We start from the raw sequence: 19906 nt of genomic DNA on the forward strand, positions 1-19906 counted from the left end.
GGCGAAAGTTGCGACCTTCGAGACCTCCAGCCGGCTGATTGCCCTGCAAGGATCACGTTGCCGCAGCCCTGCGGGAACGGTGGGGACGAGGTTTGGCGGCGCCACGGCCGCGTCGCGCGGGTTCGGTCTCAGGCCTGTGCGGCACCGTCCAGGCTCAGCCGAATACGGGCATGCGACAGCAGCAACTGCGCGGTGGCGGTCACGGCTGCCTGGGCCGCCTGTCGGAAGACAGTCCAGTAGGTGTCCGCCGTGGTCACGCAGCTGCCGTGGCCCATGTCGTGCTGGATCACCTTCAACGGCGTTCCCGCCGCGCCAGCCAGGCTCGCCGCCCCATGCCGCAGGTCATGCAACCGCACCGGCGGCAACCCCAACTCCCTGACCAGGGCGGCGAAGCGGCGGGTCAACCAATCCGGGCGCACCGGCCGCCCGTTCGCGTGCAGGAACACCCGACCCCGTGGATCCGGTGCCCGGCCCAGTTGGGCCTTCTGCGCCCGCCACAACTCCCACAAGATCTCCACACTGGCCTCGTCCAGCGCGAGCACCCGCAGGCCCGCTCCGCCTCCGCCCGGCTGCCGAACCCACCCCGACGCAGCCGCGCCCGACGGCCATCCACACCGTCAACCTGCACCGCGAAATACCACCGACCATGCCCAGCCTCAGCCAACAGCGGGCACCGCGCCCCGATCTGCCGGCCGCTTTTCGGGCTGCGGCACCCGCACCGCTTGAACACACGACCGCCACTCTCATGTCCTGTTGTTGCCAACGTTCCTCTCCTCCAACAGAGAAGCGAACTCGCAACCCACAGGCCCGAGGTCCGAGACCCCGGCGGTCACCCTCCGTGATCCGCTGCGCCCGCGCCACCAAGGCCAGGCCAGCACGGTCGCGGAGGTCACGGAGCGTGAGTCACCGGCGTGACTCACACGTGCCTCACACAGACCCTGGGCGTATAGCCAACCGGCTATACGCCCAGGTCACGGAAGGTGCGCCGCCAGGGACTCGAACCCCGAACCCGCGGATTAAGAGTGCGATCTTCAACGGGCGCCCTCCTCAACGTCAGGTCTCGGTGGTTTCGAGCTTCCCGTGTCGCTGGGCCTGGATCCCGGCGAGGACGGTGGCCACCAGCACCGCGCCGACGAAGCCGATGCTGGCGAGAGGCGGCAGCCCGCCCGCGAGGCCGACCAGTACGACGGCGGGCACTGCGGCAATGGGCCACGGCCAGGCCGAACGCCACCGTCTTGAGGTTCCGACGATGACCGCTGCCGTACCGGCGAGGAACAGCACCACCCCACCGTGCAGCGCCCACCGGCCAGCCGTGGGCACCCCGTTGGTCGGGTGCAGGATGAACTGCTCGATGCCGACAGCCACCGCGGCCAGACCCAACGTCAGTGGAAGATGACCGTAGATGTAGGCGTCGGCCACGCCGCTCTCCTGGTCTTCGCCGTCTGCCACGAGTGCCTGCTTCCCGGCCGCTCCGCCGAGATCGAAGTAGTTCCACCACAGCGCGGCGACCGCGACGAAGCTGACCGCGGCCAGCAGAGCCGCTCGCAGGTCCCACTTCGTGTCATGGACGCCGAGGACGACGGACGCCACCGACTCGCCGAGGACGAGGATGACGAGCAGGCCGAACCGTTCGGGAAGGTGTTCCAGGTGCAGCGGCACGCCGCCACCGAACCGGGTCGCCATCACTGGTGCCGACGCCTCTACGAGAATTCCGGCCGCCCATATGACGAACCGGAGATTGCCCGGAACCGCCAGCGACGCTGCCCACAACGCAGCGCTCGCACCGATTCCTGCCAGGTAGATGCGTACCGTGGCACGGGCCTCGGTCACGTGCCGGTAGGCCCGTGCGTACAGGGCGAGCAGCAGAACCCTGGTCGCGAGGTAGCAGATCGCGAACGTCGTCGCCCTCTCACCCACGGCCTCCGGACCGCTGGCCGCCATGCCCATCACCGCGGCGGTTCCGCCCAGCTTGGCCAAGCGGTAGATGACATCGTTGGTGTCGAAACGGTTTGCGTACAGCGTCGTCGTCACCCATGACCACCAGGTAACGGCGAACAAGCCAGCGAAGACGGCGGCACCGTGCCAGCTGAGATCCTTGGCGAACGTCGTGGCCAGTTCGGCAAACACGAGCACGTACGCGAGGTCGAAGAACAGCTCCAGCCGGGAGGCGGTGCGGTCCTCGCTGGTGCGCAGCTGAGGTGGGCGGATCAACGGTGCGGCCCGGGCGCCGCCGGACGGCTCCCGGTCAGCCGACCGAGTCTGCGGGGCGACCACCGGTCGGCCGCCTATGCCGTGATGAGTTCGTCGCGCTTTGCCGCGACGCCGTCGAAAAGCTCCTGGAACGATCCGGCGAACGCCGCCACACCTTGGCGTTCGAGCGCGGCGACCAGATCGTCGTAGTCGATGCCCGCCCGCGCGAAGCGGTCCAGTGTGCGTTGCGCGCCATCGATGTCGCGTTCGAGGGTGTCGGTCACCTGGCCGTGGTCGGCGAAGGCCTCGAAGGTGGCCCGGGGCATGGTGGTGACCGTGTTCGGGCCGATGAGTTCCTCGACGTATCTGACGTCGCGGTAGGCCGGGTTCTTCGTCGAGGTCGAAGCCCACAGGCACCGCTGTGGTGACGCGCCGGCGGCTTCGAGCTCGGACCAGTCTGGCCCGGTGAACACCTCGCGGTACGTCTGGTAAGCCAGCTTCGCGTTGGCTATGGCGAGGGTGCCTTTGAGCTCCTCGGGTCCGCCGACCTCGTCGAGGCGCCGGTCGGCCTCGGTGTCTACCCGCGAGACGAAGAAAGAGGCGACGGAGGCGACCGTGCGCAGGTCTCCGCCGTCGGCGTGCAGCCGTCGCAGCCCTCTGAGGTATGCGTACGCCGCGGCATGGTGGCGCCGAAGGGAGAACAGCAGCGTCACGTTGACCGGGATGCCGCGGGCGACAGCCTCCTCGATCGCAGGGATGCCGGCCTCGGTCGCGGGGATCTTCACGAACAGGTTTTCCCGGTCGATCATGTGGTGCAGCCGGGCGGCCTCGGCCACGGTGCCGGCGGTGTCGTGGGCCAGGTTCGGGTCGACCTCGAGCGAGACCCAGCCGTCGCGGGAGGAGTCGCCTCGGTGGAACACCTCTCGGAGGAGATCGCAGGCCCCGCGAATGTCATCGCGGGCGAGGGCCAGGAACACCTCCTTCGGGTCGGTCTCGACCGCGAGGACCTCGCGCAGCTGCTGGTCGTAGGCGTCGCCCTCGGCGATCGCCGCCTGGAAGATGGTGGGGTTCGACGTCACCCCGACCACACCGCGACCGATGAGGGCGGCGAGGTCACCGTCGCGGACGAAACGTCGGGACAGGTGGTCAACCCAGGCGCTCTGGCCGTGTTCGGCCAGCGCGTTCAGCGGTGTGGACATGAGGATCCCTTTCAGCGCCGGTGCCGTTGTCAGTTGACCCGGCTGGATCGGTGGTCGGTCGCGGCGAGGTCGAGGCGGGCCATTAGCCGCGGGTTGTCGAGGGCCTGTCGAGCATGGGTGAGTGCTTCGGCCTCGATGCGATGACGCAGCCGCGCCAGGTCGGCGTCTTCGGTCGTGCGGACGGTGACGTCGAGGCTCGGGTCGGTGGGCGTGCCGGACACCCGGACCCGGGCGGCGTGTACACCACGGTAGGTCTCCAGCTCGGTCGTTAGCGCGTCGCTCAGCGCGCCCGCGCGCAGGGTGGTGGGTCCCGCGGAGCGGTCTCCGGGGATGACGATGTCCGCGGCGCGGGGGGCGGCGCTGAGCACGCCGATGAGCCAGCGCAGCGCCAGCAGGGCGAGGATGGCGGCGGCGAGCGCCGTTACAGGCCAGAACCAGGCGCTGTTGTCCCCGACGAACCTGCCGACGGGGTTGTCCAGCAGGTGACGGCGGTCGAGGTCGTCACCGATGGCCCCGGCCCCGGCGAGCAGACCGGTGGCGCCGCCGGCGAGCAGCAGCAGCCCGAGCAGTGCCAGCAGGACACGGTTGGTGCGGTCGGCGTGCATCAGCGCTCCTTCGGCGACACCCGCACGGAAAGCGCGGGCGGCTTCTCGAGCGTGAGGGAGTCCACGCGTTGCCGGGCGGCCAGCGTCGTGCTCTCGCGTACCGCGGCGATCTGGGACGGCTCTCTCAGCGACGTCCGGGCAAGGACCTGGATCCGGCGGCGGCGCACCTTGACCCGGGCGTCGGCGATCCCGTCGACGCCGGTGACGGCGCTGCGGACGGCTCGGGCCAGCCCGCGGCGGCTGACGGCCGCGTCGGTGGCGGTGCCGTCGCTGTGCACGGCCAGCCGGTCGGGGCGGCGCGGAGCCAGCTGCGCCAGCAGCAGCGCCAGACCGCCGAGGGCCAACAGGCCACTGATGATCCGTACCGGTGCGGAACCCCAGGTGGTGCGCTGCGCCCACCGATAAGGGGCGGGCCAGTCCAGCAGGGCGGGCCCGGACCCGGCACGTTCGGCGATCACCTCCACAACAACCGTCACGCCGGCCACGATCACGGCCAGGCTCAGTACGAAGGCCATCAGGCGGTTGACGTTTCTCATGCCAGTGTCTCCTCGGCTACCGCACCCGGCCGGTCGGCGCGACGTTGGTGACCAGGTCGTTCACGGTGATACGCACCTCGGCGACGGTCAGTCCGGTCAGCGCGTGCAGCCGCTCGCGCAGGTGGTCACGGAGTTGCTCGGTGACCTGCCGGATGGACACTGGCCACCGCACGCTGATGGTGACCTCGACGTGGGCGACGGAGCCGTCCACGTCGGCGGACGCCTTCGGCGCCGTGGCCAGGCTGGTCTCGCGGATGCCCAGATGCCCCGCACCGGGTACCGCCCGGCCGAGCACCCGCCGCACGGCACCACCGGCGTCGGGCACCTCGAGCACGGCCCGCGAGGCCAGCTTCGCGACCACCGCGTCGCTGATGGTGATCGTTCCCGACGGCTCGTCGGTGGCTGCCGCTGAGGCCCCGGAGTCGTGGGTGACCAGGGCGCTCGTCACCGCTCGCCTCGCCGGCCGGACAGGTACGGCGCCAGGTCGACGTCACCGGCGAAGACCTTGGCTACGCCGAAACCGATCGCGCCGAACACCGCCACGATCAGCATTTGACCGAAGCTGCCGAAGGCCAGGGCAAAGCCAAGTGCCAAACCGACCGCGGTACCAGAGACTTTTCGGATCATGTCAGCTCACATTCACAATGCCGGGAAGTTATCAATGTCGATCAGCGGTCCGGCCTCAGCGCACCCGTGGTCGACCGTGTCGATGGCGCAGAGCCCGCCAGATCCGCACCAGGATCGGAAGGCGGGCGACAATCACCACCCGCACGCGGTCGGCGTCACGTTCGCCCCGCTCGACCCGGTCCAGGTTCGCTAGGCCGGCGATGAAGGCGGCCGGGTCGCCGCCACGGTCGGGATGGTGGGTTCGGATGAACTGTCGTCGTCGCGTCCGGTGTAGGTGTTCGGCTCGGTCCACGAACCCCGCCTCTCCGGCGCCGACCTGGCACCAGGGGTGGTTGCTGGCGCGGGTGGCGATGGCGGCGGATCCGCCACGTCAGCCCATACGATGTCGATCCGCCTGCCAGCGGCCAGGGGCCTGAGCGCGGCCCGGATCTGCGCCGACAGGTCGGACACGGGTGTACCCCACCGCGCCCGCACCTGCACCGCGACGGCCCACTGGTCGATCCGTACCCCCTCGACACGGCGACCTGGCAGGTAGGTGGCGATCAACTGCGGGGGACCTCCGTGCAGGTCCAGCACCCCGGGGCAGCCGCGTACCGCCGTGGCCACGGCGTCGACATCGACACCGTCGACGAGCGCGTCGCTCACCGCCATCACGGGCATCGCGGGGTTCACGACACCCGCGACTCGGACTGGTCTTCGTCGGTCCCGGGCAGGTGCACGTCATCGACGCTGACGTTGACCTCCACCACGCTCAGGCCGGTCATCCGCTCGATGGACTGCTTGACGTTGCGCTGGATGGACCGACCCACATCGGCGATGCTCACGCCGTACTCCACGACGATCTGGAGGTCGACGGCGGCCTCGCTCTCGCCGACCTCGACGCCGACGCCCTGCGCCACGTTGGGGCCGGCGCTGCCGGGGATCCGTTCCCGAAGCGCGTTGAACGCCCGGGTGCCGCTGGTGCCCATCGCGTGCACGCCGGCCACCTCCCGGCAGGCCACGCCGGCGATCTTCTGCACGACGCCCTCCGCGACGCTGATCCTGCCTTCCTCGGTGTTCAGCCGGTCCAGCCGGCCCGGCGTCGACTCCACGCCCCGGCGGTCACCGGACACCGCCTTTTCGTCGCTGTTCACAGCGGTCTGGGTCATCAGGTGGACTCCTTCGCTGGGGATGACAGCCAACGCGGTCATCGCTTGCCCTTCGTCACCGAGTTAGACACCGGCCCAGCCCGTACATCGCACAAATGTCCAAGATTCTTTCGAGTTCGCGGTCTCAACCCGTCCATTCGGGGAACCCGTAGGCCCCGCCGATCCCTCACCGACGCTCCGCCGGCGATATGAGCGCGCGGCTGACAGCGGTGAGGAGAGCCGAGCCCACGAAGGGGGGCAACGTGGACACCGTCGACGACGCCTACCTCGTTCGCCGGGCGCGAGACGGCTACCTGGACGCCTACGAACAACTCGTCGCCCGCCACGCCGCGCGCGCCTACCGGGTAGCGCTGCGGATGCTGGGCAACCACCACGACGCGGAGGACGTCACACAGGAAGCTCTCATCGCCGCCTGGCGGGCGCTGCCGACCTTCCGCAGCGACGCGACGTTCTCCACCTGGCTCTACCGGATCGTGACCACCCGAAGTCTCAACCGCATCAACCGCACCAGGATCACGTACCCGCTCGACGCGCAGCCGGAACCGGCCGCGCGCAGCGGCGGACCCCCCGAGCACGTCGAACGCAGCGCCGCCGCGGACGCGGTCGCCCGGGCCATCACCACCCTGCCGGGTCCGCAACGCGTCGCCCTGGTCCTGTACCAGTTCGAGGAGCTCAGCTACGCCGACATCGCCGAGGTGACCGGCACCAGCGTCCCGGCCGTCCGTAGCCATCTTCACCGCGCACGGCGCACACTAGCCTCACTGCTGCGGGATTGGAGGTGAGCATCGATGACCGCCGGAGCACCGCAACCCACACCGCCCGACGGCCGGCTGGACCTCGCGCAACGGCAGGTGCCCTGCGGGATCGACATCGACACCCTCCTCGAACAGGTAGCCGAAGGCCGTGCCACCGAGCGCGACAAGCACCAGAGCCACTGCCCGCACTGCCAGGCGGCACTCATCGAACTCGCTGATGTGTGGGCACCCGTCCGGCAACTGGCCGAGCAGCCGGTCACCACCCCAACCAGCATGCTCGCCGCCGTCATCCGTCACATCGACCGACTCACCCACGACATGTGGTACACCCTGCACCAGGCCGAAGCCGGTGCCATCAAGGTGGCCGCCAGAGTCATCGCGGTCACCGCACGCCAAGCCGCCCTACAGGTCCCCGGGGTCCGCATCGCCTTCGGACGCAGCACCGCCACGGCCCGCGCCGCTGAAACCGACACCCGCCAGCATCGCCCCCCACACGCCGCCGCCGGTGTCATGGGCCACACCGCAGTCGTCGACCTCGCCCTCACCGTCACCCACGGACAGTCGATCGACGACGTCGCCCGCCAGGTCCAACAGCGCGTCATCGCCGACCTGCGCGGCGCCCTCGAGCTGCGGCATGTCACCGTCAACATCACCGTCGACGACGTCCTAGCCCCGCCCCCCAACGCAGCTTGCTGACGACGGCACACGCCGAGCTCCCACTGCACCGTCCTGGCTGATCCAGTTTGTCTACCGGGTTGAAGGGTAATCGCCACTAGGCCTTTCCTCCGTAGCCGACGCCTATCGCGGCGGCCCCCTTGATGCCAACCGCGAGCAGGCACGTCAACGTGCCGAGCATCCCCCTTCCGCGCCTCGACGCATCCGTTCCGGTACGCCGACTCGCGCGGGCGCCACTTCCTCCTCACCTCACCCCGAGCGTGAAGGACCACGAGAAGGTATTGCCAAGCTGATGGATGTCACCAAACACAGCGTCCGCCGGCCGGTCCGGTCGGCCGTCGTGGTCAATCCCTCGAAGGTCGACGACCTCGATGACTTCCGTTCGCACGTCGACGCAGCGCTGACCAGCGCGGGATGGCCCACCCCGCGTTGGTACCACACGACGCCGTCATCCCCCGGCCGCGAACAGACTGGGCAAGCCATCAAAGCGGGCGCTGAGATCGTCTTCGTCTTCGTCTGCGGCGGCGACGGCGACGGCACGATCCTGTCAGCAGTCTCCGCGCTCGTGGACACCGACACAGCCCTGGCTGTCCTGCCCGCCGGTACCGGCAACCTGCTCGCCGCCAACCTCGGCCTGTCCGACGACCTGACCGCTGGCCTACAAGTCGCCCAGGCGGCCGACACCAAGAGCGCCGCGGCCCAGCTCGGCCACGCCAGTGAGGGAATCACCAGCACCTACTACATCGCCAAGCCCGTCCTCGTCCCGGACGTCTCCGACATCCTCGAACAGTTCGGTACCAGGTAGGTAGGGTCTGACCTTCGCACTCGAACGGTCCCTATCCAGTGACGTTGATACGGCCGTCGTTGGCCTCGTCGAACAGTCCGTGGTGGACGCATAGGAGGGTACTGGCACTGGGCGCCGGGTCGTGCAGACTGCCGTTCGTGAAGTGTACGTGGGCGTCACGGAGGGCGACTGGTACCGGTTCCTGGCCGACCGGCAGCGCTCCATGAGGTCGACTTCTGGCGCCCCGGCGGTGGCCGTGGTTTCGGTGTCCTCGCGGTCGGCGAGCCGTTCTTCTTCAAGACCCACCACTCGCACAACCGCGTGGTGGGCGGCAGCGCCGAGAACACGATTGGAGGGCCGGCCTGGGCGAACCTCCGAGCGGTGTGGAAGCCTTCAGCCGAGGTGCGTGGTCTTGCGTGGTACGAACGCGGCGGTGGCTTCGGCTGCCCGCTGGCCGATGGTGCCGATGAGGTGCCGTACGTGGATCGGATGAGCGCTGGGCTGGCGTGCTGAGGTTCGTGCCTGAGCCATACCAGGGACCGTCGACGTCAACACCGCGATACGGAATTGGAAGGATGGTCGGCGCTGTCCGGTCGCCGTTTACGGTGGGGACATCGGGTGATTGGGCGGTGCGATATGGCGTGTAGATATGCCTTTGAACGGTCTCCGCAGGAGATTCGTGGCGGGCAATTTGGCCAGGTTGCTGAGATGGCGAATCCTCGTCCCAGGTAGCCCTGGCGAGTACGTCGCAGGCGAGTATTTTCCACTGGCGCGTCGTTCGCCGGGGCCCAGCGACGATTGCACGGTCGATCCCTTGAAGCATGGTTCGTGGCCTGCGTCCGTATTGCTCGCGATCGAGCCACATGACCAATCTGATCTTGCGAACATCGATTCATACCTCTGGTGCCTGTTGTTCGATCGTTTCCGCCTAGTGTCGATATGTGTCCCGGGCTTGTCGAATCTTTGAGGAAACTCTTGGGATAGGCGTTGACATCAATCCTTTGCGTGGCGCACTGTGTCGATCACTTTGCTCAGTGTGGCACGGGGAGGCACCGTCGTGGCTGGCCGTTCGACAGACTTGGGTACCGCGGGCCGGACACGCCGTGGCCTTCGTCCGCTTCGGCGGGCTGCCAGGCGGCGTCTTCTCGACGGCATGTCGTGGTGCACACCGTCGTTCGGTCGTTCGTGGCGGCGTCGCGCCGTTCCGGTCGTTGTCGCTTTGCTCGTGGGCACCGTGCTGGTGACTGTGGACAGTCCCGCGAGTGCCGAGCCGGTGTCGCCGAGTGGGTCGTCGGCCACGCAGCCGACGGAGACGCTGGCGGCGTTCGATGAGGCGTCGGCGGCATTGCTGGCGTACCGCAAACGGCGGCCGGTGGTCGTGACCAGCCTGATGTCGGAGACGTCGCAGACGGTCGCGCGTCCGGATGGGTCGTTCGAGACGACGAGGCATATGGCGCCGGTGCGGATGCGTAGCGAATCGGGCTCGTGGGTCGATGTGGACCTGACGTTGCAGCGGCAGCCGGATGGGAGTGTGGCGCCGAGGGCGCATCCGCGTGGGCTGTGGTTGTCTGGGGCCCGTGCCGCGGGTGAGGACGCCTTGGTGGGCTTGGGTCGGGGGAGTAAGCGTACGGAGCTGGGCTGGTCGGGGGCGCTGCCGGAGCCGGTGTTGGATGGTCGCAAGGCCACCTACGTCGATGTCAAGCCGGGTGTGGACCTGGTCGTGGAGGCACGGCGGATTGGCTTTGAGTATTTCCTGGTCGTTAAGGATCGGCAGGCGTCAGCTCAGGTGGCCTCGGTGGCGATGCCATGGGATACGGGCGAGTTGGTGGTGGCGCCTCGCCCGGCTGGTGGTCTGGAGCTTCGGTCTGGGTCTGGTGCGGTGGTGGACGTGCCGCCGGCGGAGATGTGGGACGCGCGGCGCTCGCCGTTGGGGGAGCCGGTGCGCCGGGCGGAGGTGGATCTGTCCACGACCGGCGCTGGGGACAGCACGGAGCTTGTGGTGACACCGGATGCGGGGTTCTTGGCCGATCCGCGGGTGGTGTATCCGGTGACGATCGACCCGTCGATAAACCTGGAGCCGGCGTTCGACGCGTATGTGCAGGACACCATCGTCAACACTGACAAGTCCGGTGATACGCAGTTGCGGCTGGGTTACAGCGACGACGCGGACGAGGGTTGCGGCTCTGGTTGCACGGCCCGCTCGTTCCTGGCGTTCGGCGGCCTCGCCGGCTACGCCGACGCGACTGTGCTGTCAGCGGAGCTGTTCCTGTGGAACTTCCACTCCTGGTCGTGCACCGCCACGCAGTGGGAGACCTGGCGTACCACGTCGGTGAGCAGTAGTACGCGGTGGGGGAGTCAGCCGTCGTGGGCTGCCCGTGCTGGCACGTCGACGGGTACGAAGGGTTACAGCTCCAGCTGCGGCGACGGGTGGGTGTCCTCGTCGGTGAAGGATGTCTTCCAGTACGTGTTCAACAACAGCGGCAGCACCGCGACGGTGGGTATCCGGGCGACGAGCGAGACGAACCACAACGGGTGGAAGAAGTTCGACTCCTCCGAGGGCGCCCATTCGCCGTATGTGCAGCTGGTCTACAACCGCACGCCGCGGTTGCCGACCGGCCTGGCCATCAACTCCTGCTACTCCGCGTGCGCGTCGCCGGCGGTGGTCCGGTCGGGTGCACCGCAGGTAGCGGCGGTGGTATCGGACCCGGACGGTGGAACGCTGCGGGCCGAGTACGAGGTGTGGGACAACGCCAAGACGACGCGGAAGGCGGCGTCCGGCACGGCGGTGACGGGCGTGGCATCGGGCACCTCGCGACCGTGGCGGGTGACACCGACATTGGCGGACGGCACATATCACTGGAAGGTGCGCGCCTGTGACAGCCACACGTGTGGTGGCTTCTCCGGCTGGTTCACCTTCACCGTCAATACGCAGGATCCATCCCTGCCGGCGGTGACGAGCACCGCGTATCCGGAGAAGCAGACGGGAACCTGGAACGGGGCTCCGGGGCAGGCGGGTGCGTTCACGTTTGGGCCGAACGGTGCCGCGGACGTGCAGGAGTACATCTACAGCCTCAACGACGCGAACCCCATCACGGTGCCCGCCGGTGCACCGCAGACGGAAAAGCTGACGGCGAACCAGCAGCAGGTGGGTACCGATGAGACCGGGTTCACGGGTAGCTCCAACGCGACGATCTGGCGTAGCCCGAACCTGGGTCACGGTGGCAACGGCGCCCTGAAGGTGACCGTGGCGACGACGGCGGGCAACACCTATGGCCCGCAGGGCGACACGTACGCGACGATGGGCGGCGACTACGGTGGCCTGCGGCTGGGCATGCAGGCGGGCAAGAAGTACCTGATCACCGGCTGGGTTTGGGTTCCGGCCGCGACCGGCCTCAACCCGGGTGGCACCTACGGAACGACACGTGGGCAGCGGATCGTCGCGTTCTACAACTCGGGCTCGGCGCACATCGAGGTCCCGTCGGGCAAGGCGACCGCGACGGAGGCCTGGAACTTCGTTTCGGTCGCGGTCACCATCCCGAGCAATGCGACCGAGGCGTTCGTGCGCCTGTACAACGGTTCACCAACCGGATCCGGGAAGTCGGTGTACTGGGACCACCTGTCGCTGCGGGAGCTGGTCGGCACGTCGACGGACGCGTCGATCACGCCGCCGAAGGATGGGCTGAACGTGCTGTCGGTGCAGTCCCGCAACACCGCCGGGTTCACTTCAGACCCGAAGGTCTACCAGTTCCTGGTTACGCCGAACACCGACGTGTGGCATTGGGCGCTGGACGAAGGCGCGGGGACCACCGCGGTATCCGTGCCGAACACCCGACCCGCGACCGTGTCTGGGACGGGCGTGACGTGGGCCGAGTCTGGATTCGTGGGCGATTCCGCGGTCACGTTGGCCGGTACGGGTGCGTTGCAGACCGCGTCGCCGGTGTTGAACACCACCCATACCGGTGGCTTCACGGTGGCGGCGTGGGTGCGGCTGACGGATCCGACGAGCTGGCGTACCGCGGTGGGGCAGGACGGGACTGACACGTCCCGGTTCCGGCTCGGGTTCCGCGACGATCGTGACCTCGACGGCGACAGCGTCGCGGATCCGGCCTGGTGTTTCACCCTCAAGCAAACCGACTCCTCCGGGGCGAGCTCGGACGCTGCCTGCACGACGGACTACGTCGTATCTGGCGACTGGGTGAGCCTGGTCGGCGTCTACGACCCGATCGGCAGCAAGGTCAAGATGTACGTGAACGGCATACCGGCCGTGTCCGGCGCGTACGCCGAAGCGGCCGTGACCGGGACGTGGGCGGCCACGGGCCCGTTCACGATCGGCCGGGCGATGCATCTGGCCGGGGCAGGCGACCTGTGGATCGGCGACGTCGACCACGTGTACGCGGCCCAGCAGGTGTGGGATGACACCGAGATCCAGCAGTTCGCTGCTCAGTAGCAGGGCTTTACAGCCGGTAGCAGGTTGGTGCGGTTCGCGAGATGGGGAGGCGCCGTGGGCGCTGTGCGTAGCTCACGTCCGTTCGCGGGAACGGCGATGACCGTGGCGGGCCGGTTCGCGCGACGCGCGGCGGGAGTCGTCGCTGCCGTCGTGGCCGCCACCGTGGCGCTCAACGCGGTCGCGGTGGCCGCACCGCCGTCGTGGCAGCCGCCGAAGCCGAAGGACGTCACCGGGGTAGCGGTGACCCCGGTCAAGGCCAAGCACCGTCCAACGTGGACTGCCGCCGGCCGTGAGGTCAAGGCGCCCCCGATGGTCGCCTGGCCGGCGCCGGGCTCGGCAACGGCCGACCTGGCCGCCGCGGCCATCTCGGCGCGTGACCTTTCCCGTGCACCGGAGGCACGGGCCGGGTCCCTGCCGGTCTGGGTCTCGGCCGCACCGACTCCCGCCGGCCAGGACAACAAGCGAACCGTTCCCACGCCGACGGTCGGCCGGGTCGCCGTCGAGGTCCTCGACCGGGGTACCGCCGCGAGGGTGGGCGTCTCCGGTGTGGCGCTGAAGGTCGGCCGCGCCGACGGTGTGCGGTCGGCCGGTGCGGTGACCCTGCGGGTGGACTACTCGTCGTTCGCTGGTGCGTATGGCGGGGACTGGGCATCCCGGTTGCGGATCGTGTCGCTGCCGGACGGTAGGCCGATCCCGAGCCGCAACGATCAGACGGCCAAGACGGTTTCCGCGGTTGTCCCGGTCGCCGCCACCGCCACGATGGTGGCGTTGACGGGTGGCGCGTCCGGTGACAACGGGGACTACAGCGCGACCAGCCTCACCCCGGCCTCGACGTGGCAGGTGGCGCAACAGACCGGCTCGTTCGCCTGGTCCTACCCGGTGCGGATGGTGCCAGCGGTCGGCGGCCCGGAACCGACCGTGGCGCTGTCCTACTCGTCGGGCTCACTCGATGGACGCAGTGGCGGCACCAACACGCAGGGCTCGTGGGTCGGTGACGGGTGGGACCTGTGGCCGGGCTATATCGAGCGGCAGTACCAGGCGTGCGGGGAGGACAAGGACGCGGTCGGCGGCGTCGACCCGAACAACAAGACCCTGAACACCGGTGACATGTGCTGGCACAAGCCGGACGGCAGCGCCTCCATCTCCCTCAACGGCCGGGGGACCGAGCTGGTCAAGTCGACCGGCAACACCTGGAAAGGCGTGTCCGACGACGGTTCGAAAATCGAGCTGCTGAAGAACACGTCGTTCGGCAACAGCGACGACGACGGCGAGTACTGGAAAGTCACCACCGTCGACGGCACCCAGTACTTCTTCGGCCGCAACACCGGGCCCGGCGGCGCCTCGGCCGCGACCGCGACCAAGTCGGTGTGGACCGTGCCGGTCTACGGCAACCACCCGGACGAGCCCGGCTACACGGCCGGAGACTACGTGGCCTCCCGACGGACGCAGGGATGGCGGTGGAACCTCGACTACGTCGTGGACCCGCACGGCAACACCATGACCTACTTCTACGAGCGGGAGACCGGCGCCTACGCCCGGGACGGCGACGTCGACAAGCGGACCACCTACGACCGGGGCGGCTATCTGACCCGGATCGAGTACGGCAACCGCGCCGACGCCGCGTCCACGGTGCAGGCCGCGGCCCGGTTGCTCTTCGACGTCGCGGAACGCTGCGAGAGCAACTGCTGGTCCGGCACCGACCCGGTGGCGGCGTCCTGGTTGGACACTCCGTGGGACCAGTACTGCAAGGCCGCGCCTTGCACCGACCAGCTTGCTCCCACTTTCTGGACGCAGAAGCGGCTGTCCCGGATCCGCGCCCAGGTGTACTCCGGCAGTGGCACCACCTTCAACGACGTCGAGTGGGTGACGCTGCGCCACACCTACCTCCAGTCCGGGGGCAACGAGGGCAAGCCGATGTGGCTGGCCGGCATCACCCGAACCGGCAAGGTGACCACCGCCGGCGGCGGCGAAGTCACCCAACCGGAAATCGTGTTCGACCCCGGCGCCGAAGCCCTCGCCAACCGGGTCGACGGTCCCGCCGACGGCCGCACCAACCTGTTCCGGTACCGCATCAACACCATCACCACCGAGACCGGTGCCCAGATCGCCCTCACCTACAGCGACCCGGAATGCGTCCGGACGGCGCTGCCGGCGGCGCACGCCAACACCAAACGGTGCTATCCACAGTGGTACGGACCGGACGGCGAGGAACCGACGCTGGACTGGTTCCACAAGTACGTCGTCGAGCGCGTCGACGTGTACGACAACACCGGCGGGTTCGCGCACGAGCAAGTCAACTACGACTACCTGGACACTCCGGCCTGGCACTACGACGACTCCGAGCTGATCAAGCCGAAGAAGCGCACGTGGAGCCAGTTCCGCGGCTACGGCCACGTCCAGGTCCGCAAGGGCCTGGAGTCCGGTGTCCAGACCGTCGCCGACTACCTGTACCTGCGCGGCATGGACGGCGACAAGCAACCAAACAACGGCACCCGCGACGTGTGGGTCACCGACTCGCAAGGCGTCGCTCTCGAGGACCACGAGGCGTACGCGGGCATGCTGCGAGAGCAGAAAACACTCGGCGTGGGCGGGTCGGTCGTGACCGGCACCATCAACACACCGGTCAAGCAGGGCCCCAAAGCCACCTCCGGTCCGCTGAAGTCGTGGATGACCAACGTCGGCACCGTCCGCACCCGGACTCCATTGTGGAACGGCACGACCCGGTGGACCAAGACCGTGACGACGTACAACGCCGACAACCTCCCCACGCAGGTGGACGACCTCGGCGACGAGGGCACCGCCGCCGACGACATCTGCACCCGCACCCAGTACGCCCGCAACGAGACCGCCTGGATCCTGGACAAGGTAAAGAAGGTGGAGAAGGTCGGCGTCAACTGCGCCACCACCCCCACCCTGCCCGGCGACATGCTGTCCAGCCAGCGAATCACCTACGACCTCGAGACCAACGACTGGAACACCTACCTGCCGGTCAAGGCCGACGTCGCCAAGGTCGAGGAGATCGACTCCTGGATCGGCACCACCCCGCAGTGGGTGACCACCGCCCGGACCAAGTACGACCCGAACGGCCGCGTCAAAGAGGCCTACGACGCCCTATCCCGCAAGGCCACCACCGCCTACACCCCGGCCACCGCCGGCCCGGTCACCTCCACCACCGCCACCAACCCGGCCGGGCATACCGCCACCACCAACTACGCCACCGCCTGGCACCTGCCGGTGAGCATCACCGACACTGCGAACAGCGCGGTCAGCGAGCTCACCTACGACGGCCTCGGCCGCCGCACCAAGGTCTGGTTCCCCGGCCGCGCCAAGGCCACTAACCCGACCACACCGAATGTCGAGTACCTCTACCTGGTCCGCAACGACGCGCCAACCGCCGTAACCACCAGAACCCTGACCGCGTACGGCACCAGCACCTACAAAACACAGATCACCTTGTACGACGGCCTACTACGCCAGCGGCAGACCCAAACTCAAGCGCCCGGCGGGGGCCGCACCCTCACCGACACGGTCTACGACTCCCGCGGCCTCGTCGAATGGACCTCGAACCCGTACTACGACACCACCAATGCCCCGCCGGACACCACCCTGGTCGGCGGATCCGGCACGCCCGCAGTGCCCGCGCTGACCGAGAACGTGTACGACGCCGCCGGCCGCATCACCGCCGCCATCTTCAAAGTCAACGGCGTCGAACAGTGGCGCACCACCACCTGGTACGGCGGCGACCGCAAGGCTGTCACACCCCCCGAAGGTGGCACCAAGAGCGAAACCCTGCTGGACGGCCGGGACCGCACCCGCCAGGCGCGTCAGTACCACTCCCACACCGCGACAACCTTCGACGCGACGACGTATACGTACACCGACCGCGGCGAGCTGGCCACCGTCACCGACCCGGCCGGCAACACCTGGCGCTACACCTACGACCAGCGCGGCCACAAAATCAAGGACGAGGACCCAGACCGGGGAGAAACCAACTCCACCTACGACGCCGCCGGGCAACTCACGACCGTCACCAACAGCCGCGGCATCACGCTCGCGTACACCTACGACAACCTCGGCCGGAAAACGACCGTCCGCGACGGGAGCATCACCGGAAACAAGCGCGCCGAGTGGGTGTACGACACTCTCCAGTACGGCGTCGGCAGGCTCACCAAGTCGATCCGGTACGAGCCCGCCGGCTCTACCAACGCATACGTCAACGAGGTCGGCGAATACGACGTGGCCGGCCGACCGAAGAGCACCAAAATCACCGTCCCGGCCAGCCAAGGCACCCTCTGCGCCGCCGGCGGCACCACTCCCTGCACCTACACCTACGCCGCGACCTACCGCAACGACGGCCAGGTCGCTACTACCACTCTGCCCGCCGCCGGTGGCCTGCCCTCGGAGAAGCTGACCACCACGTACAACGAGGTCAGTGCGCCCGACGGGCTGCTGTCCGCGGCGCAGATCTACGCCGACGCCACCTACAACAAGCTCGGCCAGCTCACCCAGCGGACGCTCGGGGAAGACGGCAGCCACACCTGGCTGACCTACACCATCGACCAGAACACCGCCCGGCTCACCAACGCCAACGCCATCCCCGAGCTCAAGCCAGAAGTCTTCAACGCCACCTACACCTACGACGACGCCGGCAACGTCATCACCATCGCCGACCAACCCGCCGGCGGCGCCACCGACACCCAGTGCTACTCCTACGACTACCTAGGCCGCCTCACCAACGCATGGACTCCCAATACCGCCGCGTGCGGCACACCCGCGGTCGCGCAGCTCGGCGGCCCCGCACCCTACTGGCACTCGTACGAGTACACCGGCCCAGCCGGCCTCGCCGGCAGCCGCACCAAGGAAACCTGGCACGCCAGCGCGGGCGACACCACACACACCTACACCTACCCTGCCCAGGGCGGCGCTCCCGGCAGCCACCCGCATGCCGTGCAGACGGTCGCACACGACTACCCGACCGGCACCGACACCACCGACACGTACGCCTACAACAACACCGGCGACACCATTTCCCGGCCCGGCACCCCGGCGAACCAAGCCCTCACCTGGGACAACGAGGGCCACCTCGCGACCGTCGCCGACAACAGCAAGAACACCAGCTACATCTACGACGCCGACGGAAACCGCCTCATCCGCCGCGACCCGACCGGCGCCACCCTCTATCTACCCAACGGCACCGAAGTCCGCTCGCCCACCACCGGGGCCGCCTCGGCCACCCGCTACTACACACACCTCGGCGTCGCCATCGCCGTGCGCACGCTCACCGGCCTGACCTGGCTCGCCGGCGACCACCACAACACCACCGAAGCCGCTCTCAACGACACCGATCTCAGCCTGGCCCGCCGCCGCACCCTGCCTTTCGGCGACACCCGCGGCACCACCACCGGCACCTGGCCGTCCGCAATGGACAAAGGCTTCGTCGGCGGCACGATGGACAACACCGGCCTGACCCATCTCGGCGCCCGGGAGTACGACCCGAAGATCGGCCGGTTCATCTCCGTCGACCCAATCCTCGACCTGGGCGATCCGCAGCAGTGGAACGGCTACAGCTACGCCAACAACACGCCCGTCACCCACAGCGACCCCTCAGGTCTCTGCCTCACCGACTCGCCAGGCTGCTTCTCCGAGATCGGCAACGACCCGATACCCCCGCCACCACCCACCGGGAACGGCGGGAACGGCGGGAACGGTGGCAACGGCGGCAACGGCGGCAACGGCGGCTCTGGAAATGGCGGAGGCGGCGGCAAGAAGGGCTTTTGGGGCCAGATCGGAAGCGGACTCAAAAAGGGCTTCACCAACGCAGTGGTCGATCCTTTCCTCGGCGCGGTAAACACCATCACCAGCAGCTACGCCCGCGCCTACCACGACGTCAACGGCGTCTTGACCGGCGAAATGTCCGCCCTTGACGCCGCCCTCGACATCGGATCTATTTACGTCACCAACTACAAAGACTCCGTCGTTGGACTCGTCAAAGCACCGGTCGAAGCCATCGGCAACCTCATCGAAACCCCAGGCCACATCATCAAAGGCGACTACGAAAAGGCCGCCGAAAGCTGGTCGGAAGGGGCCATCGGAGCAGCTCTCATCGCAGCGGGAGGAAGAGGTGGATTTAAGGGGCCAAAAGGTTGCAAACACAGCTTTGATCCAGCCACCCCGGTTCTTCTCGCTGAGGGCACCAAACCTATTGCGGAGGTGACGACCGGTGACCTGGTAGTCGCTGAGAATCCCGAAACAGGCGAAGTCGAGCTCCGCGACGTTGTCGAAACACATACCAACCTCGACACCGATCTAACTGACCTCACCGTTACGACTCCCGACGGCGGGATCAATACGCTCGAAACGACACAGCATCATCCGTTCTGGAGCGAAGACCGTGGGGCATGGGTGGACGCCAAGGGCCTCCGAGCCGGCGAGCGGCTTCGTACCTACGATGGATCAACAGTCATCGTTCTGGCGTCCCGGTCCTATGGCGGCCTCGCCATCATGCATGACCTCACCGTTGATACACTTCACACCTACTATGTGATTGTCGCCAACACGCCGGTGCTCGTTCACAACTGCGGCGGCAAAGCTACGGTGAATTGGGAAGGCGGTCACGCGTCAATTGATGTCGAAGTCGATGGTCAAGTGGTTAGTACACACCGCTGGGGCGCTCCGGGTACCGGAACCCGGCCCGACTACTTCCATGATCCAGTGTCCCCCCGTGCTCGACGAATTGAGGTAGACCTTCCGGATGCGGCCGGCGCACAGCGCTATCAGGATGACACGATAGGTCGTGAGCAAGGACCTTATGACGTGGAAACGAATAGCTGTTTGACATACTGTGGCGACGTGCTACGCGCGGGCGGTGTGGATGTCCCAGATACATCCACCGGGCTAGCACGCTGGCTGATACGCAACGGAAGAAAGGTTGGGTGATCTG

13 protein-coding genes are annotated in these 19906 nt (G+C 68.0%); 5 read left to right on the forward strand and 8 right to left on the reverse strand.

What is annotated here, in order from left to right; genetic code table 11:
* Positions 1–128 precede the first annotated feature (128 nt).
* The 8 genes from ACTMTJ_RS32345 to ACTMTJ_RS32380 form a co-directional block, all read right to left on the reverse strand.
* The gene (locus tag ACTMTJ_RS32345; protein WP_441222437.1) at positions 129–542 is read right to left on the reverse strand and encodes a tyrosine-type recombinase/integrase; all 414 of its coding nucleotides are present in this window, start codon (positions 540–542) and stop codon (positions 129–131) included.
* Between the two features lie 511 nt (positions 543–1053).
* On the reverse strand, positions 1054–2274 hold the full coding sequence (locus ACTMTJ_RS32350) for a low temperature requirement protein A (protein WP_441222438.1): 1221 nt from the start codon (positions 2272–2274) through the stop codon (positions 1054–1056).
* Between the two features lie 11 nt (positions 2275–2285).
* Complete coding sequence (gene tal / locus ACTMTJ_RS32355; protein WP_441222439.1) at positions 2286–3389, reverse strand: transaldolase; 1104 nt, start codon at positions 3387–3389, stop codon at positions 2286–2288.
* 29 nt (positions 3390–3418) lie between these two features.
* Positions 3419–3994 carry a hypothetical protein gene (locus ACTMTJ_RS32360; RefSeq protein WP_441222440.1) on the reverse strand — a complete coding sequence of 192 codons (576 nt, stop codon included), beginning with the start codon at positions 3992–3994 and terminating at the stop codon, positions 3419–3421.
* Positions 3994–4530: a DUF6286 domain-containing protein gene (locus ACTMTJ_RS32365; RefSeq protein ID WP_441222441.1), complete on the reverse strand. Its 537-nt coding sequence runs from the start codon at positions 4528–4530 to the stop codon at positions 3994–3996. Before ACTMTJ_RS32365 ends, ACTMTJ_RS32360 begins: the two co-directional genes overlap by 1 nt.
* A 16-nt stretch (positions 4531–4546) precedes the next feature.
* The gene (locus tag ACTMTJ_RS32370) at positions 4547–4978 is read right to left on the reverse strand and encodes an Asp23/Gls24 family envelope stress response protein (protein ID WP_441222442.1); all 432 of its coding nucleotides are present in this window, start codon (positions 4976–4978) and stop codon (positions 4547–4549) included.
* A gap of 368 nt (positions 4979–5346) precedes the next feature.
* Positions 5347–5817 (reverse strand): hypothetical protein, encoded by a 471-nt coding sequence (locus ACTMTJ_RS32375; RefSeq protein WP_441222443.1) that lies wholly within the window; start codon positions 5815–5817, stop codon positions 5347–5349.
* Between the two features lie 8 nt (positions 5818–5825).
* On the reverse strand, positions 5826–6305 hold the full coding sequence (locus ACTMTJ_RS32380) for an Asp23/Gls24 family envelope stress response protein (RefSeq protein WP_441222444.1): 480 nt from the start codon (positions 6303–6305) through the stop codon (positions 5826–5828).
* 242 nt (positions 6306–6547) lie between these two features.
* Between ACTMTJ_RS32380 and ACTMTJ_RS32385 the strand changes: the two genes are divergently transcribed.
* The 5 genes from ACTMTJ_RS32385 to ACTMTJ_RS32405 all read left to right on the forward strand — a co-directional run bounded on the left by ACTMTJ_RS32385 (position 6548) and on the right by ACTMTJ_RS32405 (position 19902).
* Positions 6548–7087: an RNA polymerase sigma factor gene (locus tag ACTMTJ_RS32385; protein WP_441222445.1), complete on the forward strand. Its 540-nt coding sequence runs from the start codon at positions 6548–6550 to the stop codon at positions 7085–7087.
* 6 nt (positions 7088–7093) lie between these two features.
* Entirely contained in the window at positions 7094–7756 is a 663-nt protein-coding gene (locus tag ACTMTJ_RS32390; protein WP_441222446.1) for an Asp23/Gls24 family envelope stress response protein, read from the forward strand.
* Between the two features lie 271 nt (positions 7757–8027).
* A complete protein-coding gene (locus tag ACTMTJ_RS32395; protein WP_441222447.1) occupies positions 8028–8540 on the forward strand; it encodes a diacylglycerol/lipid kinase family protein in 513 nt (170 codons plus the stop codon).
* Between the two features lie 1861 nt (positions 8541–10401).
* Entirely contained in the window at positions 10402–12966 is a 2565-nt protein-coding gene (locus tag ACTMTJ_RS32400) for a DNRLRE domain-containing protein (RefSeq protein ID WP_441222448.1), read from the forward strand.
* A gap of 96 nt (positions 12967–13062) precedes the next feature.
* Entirely contained in the window at positions 13063–19902 is a 6840-nt protein-coding gene (locus ACTMTJ_RS32405; protein WP_441222449.1) for a polymorphic toxin-type HINT domain-containing protein, read from the forward strand.
* Positions 19903–19906 lie beyond the last annotated feature (4 nt).

This window comes from Phytohabitans sp. LJ34 (genome assembly GCF_052068095.1).
Classification (GTDB): domain Bacteria; phylum Actinomycetota; class Actinomycetes; order Mycobacteriales; family Micromonosporaceae; genus Phytohabitans.